The 11838-nt window shown below is 43.1% G+C and carries 12 protein-coding genes and 3 tRNA genes; all 15 read left to right on the forward strand.

What is annotated here, in order from left to right:
• The first annotated feature begins 101 nt into the window (after positions 1-101).
• The 15 genes from FHS86_RS09435 (at position 102) to rpoB (ending at position 11822) form a co-directional block, all read left to right on the forward strand.
• Positions 102-1049: a ComEA family DNA-binding protein gene (locus tag FHS86_RS09435; RefSeq protein WP_429412760.1), complete on the forward strand. Its 948-nt coding sequence runs from the start codon at positions 102-104 to the stop codon at positions 1047-1049.
• Positions 1050-1351: 302 nt separating this feature from the next.
• Entirely contained in the window at positions 1352-1543 is a 192-nt protein-coding gene (rpsU, locus tag FHS86_RS09440) for a 30S ribosomal protein S21 (protein WP_429412761.1), read from the forward strand.
• A 58-nt stretch (positions 1544-1601) separates the two neighbouring features.
• Complete coding sequence (locus tag FHS86_RS09445; protein WP_429412762.1) at positions 1602-2483, forward strand: tyrosine-type recombinase/integrase; 882 nt, start codon at positions 1602-1604, stop codon at positions 2481-2483.
• A 16-nt stretch (positions 2484-2499) separates the two neighbouring features.
• A complete protein-coding gene (gene hpf / locus FHS86_RS09450; protein WP_429412763.1) occupies positions 2500-2802 on the forward strand; it encodes a ribosome hibernation-promoting factor, HPF/YfiA family in 303 nt (100 codons plus the stop codon).
• A gap of 443 nt (positions 2803-3245) precedes the next feature.
• Positions 3246-3327: transfer RNA gene (locus FHS86_RS09455), tRNA-Tyr, on the forward strand.
• Positions 3328-3361: 34 nt separating this feature from the next.
• Positions 3362-3434, forward strand: a tRNA-Gly gene (locus FHS86_RS09460).
• 12 nt (positions 3435-3446) lie between these two features.
• A tRNA-Thr gene (locus tag FHS86_RS09465) sits at positions 3447-3518 on the forward strand.
• A gap of 69 nt (positions 3519-3587) precedes the next feature.
• Positions 3588-4775 (forward strand): elongation factor Tu, encoded by a 1188-nt coding sequence (tuf, locus tag FHS86_RS09470; RefSeq protein WP_429412764.1) that lies wholly within the window; start codon positions 3588-3590, stop codon positions 4773-4775.
• A gap of 247 nt (positions 4776-5022) precedes the next feature.
• Positions 5023-5214 (forward strand): preprotein translocase subunit SecE, encoded by a 192-nt coding sequence (gene secE / locus FHS86_RS09475; protein ID WP_429412765.1) that lies wholly within the window; start codon positions 5023-5025, stop codon positions 5212-5214.
• Between the two features lie 15 nt (positions 5215-5229).
• Positions 5230-5778, forward strand: coding sequence for a transcription termination/antitermination protein NusG (gene nusG / locus FHS86_RS09480; protein ID WP_429412766.1), 549 nt, complete (start codon positions 5230-5232; stop codon positions 5776-5778).
• 20 nt (positions 5779-5798) lie between these two features.
• Positions 5799-6239, forward strand: coding sequence for a 50S ribosomal protein L11 (gene rplK / locus FHS86_RS09485; protein ID WP_429412767.1), 441 nt, complete (start codon positions 5799-5801; stop codon positions 6237-6239).
• Between the two features lie 20 nt (positions 6240-6259).
• Positions 6260-6955 carry a 50S ribosomal protein L1 gene (gene rplA / locus FHS86_RS09490; RefSeq protein WP_429412939.1) on the forward strand — a complete coding sequence of 232 codons (696 nt, stop codon included), beginning with the start codon at positions 6260-6262 and terminating at the stop codon, positions 6953-6955.
• Between the two features lie 10 nt (positions 6956-6965).
• The gene (gene rplJ / locus FHS86_RS09495) at positions 6966-7493 is read left to right on the forward strand and encodes a 50S ribosomal protein L10 (protein ID WP_429412768.1); all 528 of its coding nucleotides are present in this window, start codon (positions 6966-6968) and stop codon (positions 7491-7493) included.
• Between the two features lie 35 nt (positions 7494-7528).
• Entirely contained in the window at positions 7529-7906 is a 378-nt protein-coding gene (rplL, locus tag FHS86_RS09500; RefSeq protein WP_429412769.1) for a 50S ribosomal protein L7/L12, read from the forward strand.
• 103 nt (positions 7907-8009) lie between these two features.
• Positions 8010-11822, forward strand: a complete 3813-nt coding sequence (gene rpoB, locus FHS86_RS09505) for a DNA-directed RNA polymerase subunit beta (protein ID WP_429412770.1) — start codon at positions 8010-8012, stop codon at positions 11820-11822.
• The last annotated feature ends 16 nt before the right edge of the window (positions 11823-11838 follow it).

An 11838-nucleotide genomic window follows, 5' to 3' on the forward strand; every position in this document is an offset into this window, starting at 1 on the left:
GGGCTTTTGTTTCAGCCCGTTGGTCAAACAGTATCGCGCTTTTAAACAGTAAGTATTTCTTTTTCCTGTATTTTAAATCAACTTTGATTTAAAAACAAGCAATGCGTCTACCCAAAGTATCCCGAAATTTCTTTGCCATGTCGAAAGGTGAACGAAATGGTTCGCTTGTTTTGCTTGTTCTTTTATTGCTGCTGATTATTGTGCGTATGCTGCTTCCCACCCTGATGGGCGATCAGAAAGCCGCTATCGATCAAATTGGTGAGCAGATCCTTGCGCTTGAGCAACAGCGCGATTCGTTGAGTCGTGTTGCTGTGAATAAAGCACATCGGCAAAGTGATGGCAGGCCTGCTCCATACAGTAGCGTATCAGGCGGACAACTTAAAACAAAGGCTGCAATCAAACCATTTCCTTTCGACCCGAATACCATTTCATACGACAGCTTGCGCCTGCTTGGATTTGATGGCCGGGTAGCCGGTACACTGATTAAATTCAGGGAAGCCGGTGCGGAGTTTCGTCGTGCCGAGGATTTATTGAAGGTATATGGCGTTGATTCTGTTTTTCTCGCTCAACTATTGCCTTTCATCCATTTTACTTCGCGGTCACCAAAAGTTGAAAAACCAGGCGGCAAAACATACCAGAGGAAGATTTCGATGCTGGAGATCAATACCGCCGACTCGGTGGCATGGACCCGTTTGCCCGGGATTGGTCCGGTATTCGCATCGCGCATTTGCCGTTACCGTGCTTATCTTGGAGGTTTCGTTCAAACAAGTCAGTTGCTCGAGGTATATCATCTGCCCGAGGAAACCTATCAGCAAATTCTGCCTTATCTTCACTGCGACAGTCAGCAGATCCAAACGATCGATCTGAACTTTGCTGATGCACAGGATCTAAGTCGTCATCCCTATTGCAGTGCGGCACTGGCAAAGGCACTGATAGCACACCGATCGAAGCATGGCCCCTTTGAATCGGTCGACATTCTTCTGCGCGATTCGTTAATCGATGAGGAAAATTACCGCCGGCTTGCTCCCTATCTTACTGCAGGCAATTAGAGACATGAGTGATGAGCAGCTTAGCTCATGTAGGTTGGATACTGCATATTGCTTTTATCCCATCGGCGAAGCAAAAAGATCAGGGTTGCCGGGAAAAGCAGGCCATGATTCATTCGTCTTGTAATAAGCAGAAAGTGAATATAATAGTGTCATTCTGAGAAGTTTGTCGAACGACAATGTTTGTTTTAATTTGAGAACAATGAAGTGAAACAGAAAAAAAAAGCGAATAAGTTTGAATATTTTTGAATCATTACTAAATTTGCGCTCCGTTTTAATTCAAGAACAAAATAATTTAAGTTACTATGATTATAATTCCTGTAAAAGAGGGCGAAAACGTTGAAAGAGCGCTGAAAAGATTCAAGCGTAAATTCGAAAAAACCGGTGTTGTAAAAGAGTTGCGCAGCCGTCAGGCGTTCACAAAGCCTTCAGTTTTACGTAGGGCCGAAGTTAAGAAGGCAATTTATATTGAGAAATTGCAGCGTGAGGAAGATTAATTAGGGTTTTGTCAGAACTAATTTCAAATTTGTTCTGTTAGATATAAAACCCTTGTTAATGTCAATCACCGAAGAGTTCTTAAAATATCTTCAGTACGAGAAACGGTATTCAAACCACACGGTGGTGGCTTACCGTACTGACCTCGGTCAATTCGTTCTTTATATGAATGAAGTGATCGGGGATTTTAAGTTTAATGAGGTCACCAGTAAACAGGTGCGTTCGTGGGTGGTCGATTTAATGGGAAGCGGTGTAAGTGCACGCAGTGTAAACCGCAAATTAACTGCGCTTAAGTCGTTTTATAAATACCTGATGCGTGAGGGAAAAGCAACGACCAATCCGGCGCAGTTGGTTACTACGCCCAAAAGCGGTAAAAAGCTGCCTGTCTTTGTTCAGGAAGATAATCTGAATCAGCTGCTCGATCTGGGCATGTTTCCTAACGATTTTGAAGGTACACGTGATCAACTAATAGTAAGCATGCTATACGGAACCGGCATAAGGCTTGCCGAGTTGAAGCAACTTTTAATCCGGAATGTAGATAGTGGGCAGTTTATTATTAAGGTATTGGGAAAGCGAAATAAGGAGCGAATAATACCTTATCCCAAAAGCCTTAATGGTCCATTACATAATTATTTGAAATTTCGTGGTGAAATAGATGGATTAAGTGACTTTCTTTTTTTAACTTCCAAAGGCGAACAGGTGTATGATAAACTTATTTACCGGGTGGTGAAAAAATACTTATCATTGGTCACAACAGTCAGTAAGCGCAGTCCGCATGTTTTGCGTCACAGCTTTGCAACTCATTTACTGAATCACGGAGCCGATTTAAATGCAGTGAAGGAATTGCTGGGACATTCAAATTTGTCCGCTACTCAGATATATACGCATACTACATTTTCGAAATTACAACAGATTTATAAACAAGCTCATCCAAGAAGCTAAAAAAGGAGGAAGAATTATGAATATCAAAATTAACGACGTTCATTTCAACGCCGATCAGAAATTGGTAGAATTGATCAATAAAAAAGTAAACAAGCTGGATACTTTTTTCGATGGAATTTTAAAAGCTGAAGTAATTCTAAAAGTAATTAAACCCGAAACCTCCAATAACAAGGAAGTTGAAATTAAGGTATCCATTCCGGCCAACGATTATTTGTTTGCTAAAAAGCAGGCTGACTCTTTTGAGCAGGCGCTTGATATGGCACTTGAGGCAGTACGCAGACAACTAAAGAAATACAAGGAAAAGCTTCAGGAGAAATAAATCATAAAAAATTGATTCCTATTTTGTGAATTATTTAAAAATATTTATACATTTGCAAACCCTTTTCAGAACGATCGACGCTGTTAAGGGTTTGTAATTAAAATGAAGATTACAAGAGGCACATCGAGGACGATTTTGAAGTACAAAATCGTCCGATTAATGTAAATAAAGTACGATTCGTTCAAAGAAGTAGTGAAAAATCGAAATCAGCATAGCCTGAAAATAATTTCAATAATTATTGAGTATTGTGATTGAAAAATGACAAAATGATGTAATTTTGTGGCTCTTTTCGCAGTTTTTTTTGCGAGGCAGTTAAAAGTAAGACCATGCTGTGAAGAATGAGAAGATGGCGATCCCGATTCATCGGGGTGTCGGGCAGGTTTTCAATGTCAATTGAAATTTGCCAGATAGTTCATCTTCAGAGGTTCTTAAAAGAAATAAATGGGAAGATACCGAAGCGGTCAAACGGGGCAGACTGTAAATCTGTTGGCTCAGCCTTCGTAGGTTCGAATCCTGCTCTTCCCACGCAGCCAGAGCACCATGGTGTTCTGGCGCCCATGCGGGAGTAGCTCAGTTGATAGAGCATTAGCCTTCCAAGCTAAGGGTCGCGGGTTTGAGCCCCGTCTCCCGCTCATAATTAAGTTGCTGATGTAGCTCAGGGGTAGAGCACTTCCTTGGTAAGGAAGAGGTCATGGGTTCAAATCCCATCATCAGCTCATCGATCGAATAAGAAAAATTAAAAATAGGATAATAAAAATAGTTAACGTTATCTAATATCTTAAGTTATGGCTAAAGAAAAATTTAATAGGGATAAAGACCATGTCAATATTGGTACTATCGGCCACGTTGACCATGGTAAAACCACCCTTACCGCTGCTATCACAACGGTATTAGCAAAAAAAGGTTTATCAGAGGTTAAAGCGTTTGATTCAATTGATAATGCTCCTGAAGAAAAAGAAAGGGGTATTACAATTAATACTGCTCACGTTGAGTATCAAACATTAACCCGTCACTACGCACACGTTGACTGTCCTGGACACGCCGACTACGTTAAAAACATGGTAACTGGTGCTGCTCAGATGGACGGTGCTATCTTGGTGTGTGCTGCAACCGACGGTCCAATGCCTCAAACCCGTGAGCACATCCTGCTCGCTCGTCAGGTAAACGTACCTAAGATCGTTGTTTTCATGAACAAGGTCGACATGGTTGACGATCCTGAATTGCTTGAACTCGTTGAAATGGAATTGCGTGAATTGCTCGACTTCTACAAATTCGAAGGTGATGATACTCCTGTAATCCAGGGTTCAGCACTTGGCGCATTGAACGGCGAACAAGAATGGGAAGACAAAGTAATGGAACTGATGGATGCATGTGATACTTGGATCCCACTGCCTCCACGTGATGTTGACAAGCCATTCCTGATGCCTGTAGAAGACGTATTCTCAATTACAGGTCGTGGAACTGTTGCTACCGGACGTATCGAAACAGGTATCGTTCATACCGGTGACGAATTGCAGCTGATTGGTTTAGGAGCCGAAGGTCGCAAAACTGTATGTACTGGTGTTGAAATGTTCCGTAAAATCCTTGACGAAGGTCAGGCAGGTGATAACGTAGGTTTGTTGTTGCGTGGTGTTGACAAAAAAGAGATCAAGCGTGGTCAGATTTTGTGTAAGCCCGGAACCATCACTCCTCACACCCTGGTTAAAGCAGAGGTATATGTACTGAAAAAAGAAGAAGGTGGACGTCACACTCCATTCCACAATAAGTACCGTCCTCAGTTCTATATTCGTACCCTTGACGTAACAGGTGAAATTACCCTGCCCGAGGGACGCGAAATGGTAATGCCAGGTGATAACGTAACCATCACCGTAAAATTGATTTACCCTGTAGCTGTTAACGTAGGTCTTCAGTTTGCTATCCGCGAAGGTGGACGTACCGTAGGTGCAGGTCAGATTACTGAAATTCTGGAATAAGCTTATTCCTTGAAAAGATAAGTAAACAGTCCCAATCGGCATGGTTGGGACTGTATTTGCGGATGAACTCATGATGGGAGAAACAGTAAGTTCGACCCTTACCATCCGCACCAAAAACGAAACGGCCTGATCGGATTGGCTTGCTAATTAAGGCAGAACGACAAGGTGGTTCCGGAAACCAAACTTCTGATGAGTTCGGAAGTAGTTAAAATGTTTGCTGAAAAGGCAGAACAAAATTTTTACTTAAATGAAAATCGGAACTTACGTAAAAGAGTCTTTCAATGAGTTGGTTCACAAGGTTACCTGGCCAACGTGGAAAGAACTTCAGAATAGCGCAATAATTGTTATGGTTGCTTCCGTTATAATCGCACTGGTAATATTTCTGATGGATCTCGTTTTCGAGAATCTAATGGATTTTATTTACAGTCTATTTTATTAATTACTGGAGGTCTAAATGAGCGAAATCCAAAGAAAATGGTATGTCCTTAGAACAATTGGGGGAAAAGAAAAGAAAGCTAAGGAATATATCGAAGGTGAAATTGCTTCTGCTGGTCTTCAGGACTATGTTTCGCAGGTATTAATACCTACGGAAAAAGTCTATCAAATTCGCAATGGTAAGAAAATCAGCAAAGAACGTAACTTTTTCCCCGGTTATCTTCTGGTTGAAGCCGCACTGGTTGGCGAAGTGCCCCATATTCTCAGAAATGTTACAAATGTGATTGGTTTCCTTGGCGACACCAAGGGCGGAGACCCCGTCCCTATGCGTCAGAGCGAAGTAAATCGCATTCTTGGGAAAGTGGACGAGCTGTCAGAAAGTGAGGAGGAACTTACTATTCCCTACGTTGTAGGTGAAACTATTAAAGTGATCGATGGACCATTCAACGGCTTCAACGGAATTATCGAAAAGGTAAATGAAGAGAAGAAGAAGCTGGAAGTAATGGTCAAAATTTTCGGTCGTAAAACACCTTTGGAGCTTGGTTTCATGCAAGTCGAAAAGGAGTAAAAACAAATTAATTTTTTGTTATGGCTAAAGAAATTGCTGGATTAATTAAACTCCAAATTAAAGGTGGCGCGGCAAACCCGTCACCACCGGTTGGACCAGCATTGGGTGCCAAAGGGGTCAACATTATGCAGTTTTGCAAACAGTTCAATGCACGTACGCAGGAACTGGCAGGAAAAGTACTCCCTGTAATCATTACTGTATATGCTGATAAGTCGTTTGACTTTATCATCAAACAACCCCCTGTGGCTGTTCAAATTCTTGAAGCAGCAAAACAGAAAAGCGGATCAGCCGAGCCTCATGTGAAGAAGGTAGGATCGTTAACCTGGGATCAGGTGAAAGTGATCGCCGAAATCAAGATGCCCGACTTAAACTGCTTTACTGTTGAATCTGCCATGAGAATGGTTGCTGGTACTGCCCGCAGTATGGGGATTACTATCAAAGGTGATTCTCCATTTAATTAAACATTTAACTATTGATTAAAATGGCTAGAATTACTAAGAATAAAAAACTTGCTTTAGAAAAGCTTGAAAAGGGAAAAGCCTACACACTCGATGAAGCATCAAAACTGGTGAAAGAAATTTCGACCACCAAGTTCGATGCATCGGTGGATATTGATATCCGTTTAGGTGTCGACCCTCGTAAAGCCAACCAAATGGTAAGGGGCGTTGTTACCCTGCCAAATGGTACCGGTAAAGAAGTTAAGGTTCTGGCTTTGGTAACTCCTGACAAAGAACAGGAAGCTACAGAAGCAGGCGCAGACTTTGTAGGCCTGGACGACTACCTTGAAAAAATTAAAGGTGGCTGGACCGATGTTGACGTGATTATTACCATGCCTCCGGTAATGGGAAAATTAGGTCCTCTTGGTCGTATCCTGGGTCCCCGTGGTTTGATGCCTAACCCTAAAAGTGGAACCGTAACCATGGAGGTTGGTAAAGCTGTGAAGGAAATAAAGCAAGGTAAAATCGATTTTAAGGTTGATAAATACGGCATCGTTCATACTTCGGTTGGAAAGGTTTCTTTTGAACCAGTGAAGATCTATGAAAACGCCAAAGAATTTATCAACACTATAATCAAGTTGAAGCCTACGGCTGCAAAAGGTACTTACATCAAAAGCATCGCGCTTTCGAGTACCATGAGCCCGGGGATTCATATCGATCCAAAATCTGTACAAGAGTAAAAATTGAATTATGAAGAGATCTGAAAAGCAAGCTATCATCGATAACCTGGTACAGGAAATCAATTCATACAATCATTTTTACCTCGCTGACATTGCAGAATTGGATGCAGAGGCAACAAGCCAGTTAAGGCGGACTTGCTTCCAAAAGGATATAAAACTGATTGTAGTTAAGAATACGCTCCTGATTAGAGCACTTCAGGCTTCTGAAAAGAATGCCGAAGAGCTTTATGACGCCCTAAAGGGCAACACCTCATTGATGTTCTGTAATACCGGTAACGCTCCTGCTCGTTTGATCAAGGAGTTCCGCAAGAAAAACAAAAAGCTGGAAAAACCGGTCTTTAAGGCTGCCTATGTTGAAGAATCGATTTATGTTGGTGAAAACCAACTCGATCTGCTCGAAAACATCAAGTCGAAAGAAGAACTCATTGGAGACGTCGTTGCACTTCTTCAATCACCCGCCAAAAACGTTATCTCTGCCCTTAAAAGCAGCGGACAAACCATCGCGGGCATTGTTAAAACATTATCAGAGAAAGAGTAATAAATTATTTATAACAATTTTAAATCGTTGTTAAAATGGCAGATTTAAAACAACTTGCAGAAGAATTAGTTAACCTTACTGTTAAAGAAGTAAACGAATTAGCTGAGATATTGAAGGAAGAATATGGCATCGAGCCTGCTGCTGCTGCAGTAGCTGTTGCCGGACCAGCTGCTGGCGGTGAAGCCGCTGCAGAGGAAGTTCAAACTGAGTTTGATGTAATCCTTAAAAGCGCTGGAGCTTCGAAATTAGCTGTCGTTAAGCTGGTTAAAGAACTAACAGGCCTTGGTCTGAAAGAGGCTAAAGAAGTCGTTGATGGTGCTCCAAAGGCCATCAAGGAAAAAGTTTCTAAAGAAGAAGCTGAAGCTCTCAAACAGCAACTCACTGAAGCTGGAGCGGAAGTTGAACTTAAATAAGGTCTTCAAGCCACAAAAGGCTTGCAATGGTTTAGTCCCGGTTTTAACCGGGATTAAGCCTTTTTGTGTTTTATACTTTAAGTTCAATAAATAAATCATATAAATGTCTTTGAACGCTGTAAATCAAAGGATTAGTTTTTCTACTACGAAAAACGTATTCGACTATCCCGACTTTCTTGAGATTCAAATCAAGTCATTCATTGATTTTTTTCAACTGGGGTCAACACCCGAAATCAGGAAAAACGAACAGTTATACCAGGTATTTGTCGAGAATTTTCCGATAACCGATACCCGTAACAACTTCGTTCTTGAGTTCATCGATTACTACATCGACCCTCCGAGGTATTCCATCGAAGAGTGTATCGAAAGGGGGCTTACGTTTAGTGTTCCCCTGAAAGCAAAGATGAAACTCTATTGTACCGACCCCGAACATGAGGACTTTGATACCGTTGTTCAGGACGTGTACCTGGGTACCATCCCGTACATGACCGAAAGAGGAACCTTTGTTATCAATGGGGCCGAGCGTGTCATTGTTTCGCAGTTGCACCGTTCTCCCGGGGTTTTCTTCGGACAGAGCGTACATGCAAATGGTACCAAACTCTATTCAGCCCGTATTATTCCTTTTAAAGGATCGTGGATTGAATTTGCCACCGACATCAACAATGTGATGTATGCCTACATCGACCGTAAGAAAAAATTGCCCGTAACTACCCTGTTGCGTGCCATCGGTTATGAAGGCGATAAAGATATTCTCGAAATCTTTGGACTCGCTGACGAGATCAAAGTTTCGAAAACAGGACTGAAAAAATTGGTTGGCCGTAAATTGGCGGCCCGTGTTCTCAAATCATGGGTCGAAGATTTTGTTGACGAAGATACCGGTGAAGTGGTTTCTATCGAACGTAACGAAGTCGTCATCGATCGTGAAACGGTACTCGAAAATGAGCACGTTGACATGATCGTCGATTCAGGCGCCAAAACCATACTGCTGCATAAGGAAGATACCAACCTGCAGGATTATGCCATAATATACAATACCCTACAGAAAGACCCGTGTAACTCTGAAAAAGAAGCAGTGCTGCATATCTACCGCCAGCTTCGTAACTCAGAACCGCCGGATGAGTCAACTGCACGCGAAGTAATCGAAAATCTTTTCTTTTCCGACAAGCGGTACGACCTTGGTAATGTAGGACGATACAGAATCAATAAGAAATTGAATCTCGATATCGACATCGACACCAGAGTACTGACTAATCAGGACATGATTGAGATCATTAAATACCTCATTCAGCTGGTGAATTCAAAAACCGATGTCGACGATATTGACCACCTTTCGAATCGACGCGTGCGTACCGTGGGTGAGCAAATGTTCAACCAGTTTGGCGTTGGTTTGGCCCGTATGGCCCGTACCATCCGCGAGCGAATGAACGTACGCGATAACGAGGTATTTACTCCTATCGACCTGATTAACTCGAAGACCCTTTCTTCGGTTATCAATTCGTTCTTTGGTACCAATGCACTTTCACAGTTCATGGACCAAACCAACCCGCTTGCTGAAATGACGCACAAACGGCGTATGTCAGCACTCGGACCTGGTGGTCTTTCCCGCGAACGTGCAGGATTTGAGGTGCGCGACGTACACTATACCCACTACGGTCGTTTGTGTCCGATTGAAACACCCGAAGGACCTAATATCGGTCTTATTTCATCCTTGTGCGTCTTCGCCAAGGTAACCGATCTGGGCTTTATCTCTACTCCTTATCGTAAAGTAAAAGACGGACAGGTCGATTTGAGCGATGACGGCGTAATCTATCTTACAGCCGAAGAAGAAGAAGGAAAGGTAATTGCCCAGGCCAATGCACCCATTGGTGACGATGGCCGTTTCATCAATCCCAGGGTAAAATCTCGTCTCGAAGGTGATTATCCGGTGGTTGAACCTGCCGAGGTACAACTGATGGACGTAGGTCCTAACCAGATTGCTTCGATTGCCGCATCGCTGATTACCTTCCTTGAGCACGATGATGCCAACCGTGCCTTGATGGGATCGAACATGATGCGCCAGGCTGTGCCGCTGATGAAACCCGAAGCTCCTATTGTAGGAACCGGACTTGAAGCCAGAGTGGTAAGCGATTCACGGGTTCATATCACCGCCGAAGGTGAAGGAACCGTTGAATATGTCGATGCACGTGAAATTGTGATTCGTTACGATCGTACCGATAACCAACGTTATGTTAGTTTCGAGTCCGAGCTAAAATCATATAAATTACCCAAGTACGAAAAAACCAATCAGGGTACCAGCATAACACTTCGTCCAATTGTTAAAAAAGGACAACGGGTTGTGAAAAAGCAGATCCTTACCGAAGGATATGCTACCCAGGGAGGAGAACTCGCACTTGGACGTAACCTGAAAGTTGCATTCATGCCATGGCAGGGATACAACTACGAGGATGCCATTGTTATTTCCGAGCGAATTGTACGTGAAGACGTCTTTACATCGGTGCACATCGATGAGCACACCCTCGAAGTACGTGAAACCAAAAGAGGACTCGAAGAGTTTACTTCCGACATTCCAAATGTTAGCGAAGATGCAACCCGTAACCTCGATGAAAATGGTTTAATTCGTATTGGTGCCAATATCAAGCCGGGAGATATTCTCATCGGTAAAATTACACCAAAGGGAGAGTCTGATCCTTCGCCCGAAGAAAAACTGCTTCGTGCCATTTTTGGTGATAAAGCAGGCGATGTAAAGGATGCCTCACTGAAGGCTTCACCATCGTTAAACGGTGTTGTGGTTGATAAGAAACTCTTTTCACGGGTAATTAAGGATAAAAAAGGCCGGAGTACCACCAAGCCAATGCTTGAGCAAATCGATGAAAAATTCGATCGTCAGGTAGCTGCCTTGCGCACCGATCTTGAAGAACGTTTGTTCCAACTGGTTAATGGCAAAACTTCGCAGGGAGTGCGCGATTATTACGGAGCAGAACTCATCAATAAGGGAGTTAAATTTACCCTGAAGCAATTGCAGGAAATTGAATTCCTCACCGTCAATCCCAATAAGTGGACGACCGATAACGAGAAAAACGGCATGATCTACGACCTCATCAACAATTATGTGATGAAGTTTAAGGAATACGAAGCCGTAGCCCGTCGCGAACGTTACAATGTAACCATCGGTGATGAACTGCCAACAGGCATCATTCAGCTCGCCAAGGTGTATATCGCTAAAAAACGGAAGTTGCAGATTGGTGATAAAATGGCGGGACGTCACGGTAACAAAGGGATTGTTTCGCGTATTGTTCGCGACGAAGACATGCCTTTCCTCGAAGACGGAACACCGGTCGATATCGTACTGAACCCGCTGGGTGTACCTTCGCGTATGAACCTCGGACAGATTTACGAAACGGTTCTTGGTTGGGCTGGTAAAGAGCTTGGAATTATGTTTGCAACACCAATTTTCGATGGTGCAACACTTGATCAAATTACCGAATATACCACCAAGGCGAAGGTGCCAACGTTTGGAAAGACCAATCTTTATGACGGTGAAACCGGTCAGCCTTTCGACCAGCCTGCTACAGTAGGAGTCATTTACATGCTCAAACTGGGGCACATGGTTGAAGACAAAATGCATGCCCGTTCGATTGGACCTTACTCGCTCATTACGCAACAGCCACTTGGAGGTAAAGCCCAGTTTGGTGGTCAGCGTTTTGGTGAAATGGAAGTTTGGGCCCTTGAAGCATTTGGTGCAGCGCACATCTTGCAAGAGATCCTCACTGTGAAGTCAGACGATGTAATTGGCCGTGCAAAAGCTTATGAAGCGATTGTAAAAGGCGATCCGATGCCGCAACCCGGTATTCCCGAATCGCTCAATGTGCTGTTGCACGAACTGCGTGGTTTAGGTTTAAGTGTAAACATGGACTAAGCACAGCTACCGGCGT

The organism is Roseimarinus sediminis (assembly GCF_050433125.1).
Taxonomy (GTDB): Bacteria; Bacteroidota; Bacteroidia; order Bacteroidales; family Prolixibacteraceae; genus Roseimarinus; species Roseimarinus sediminis.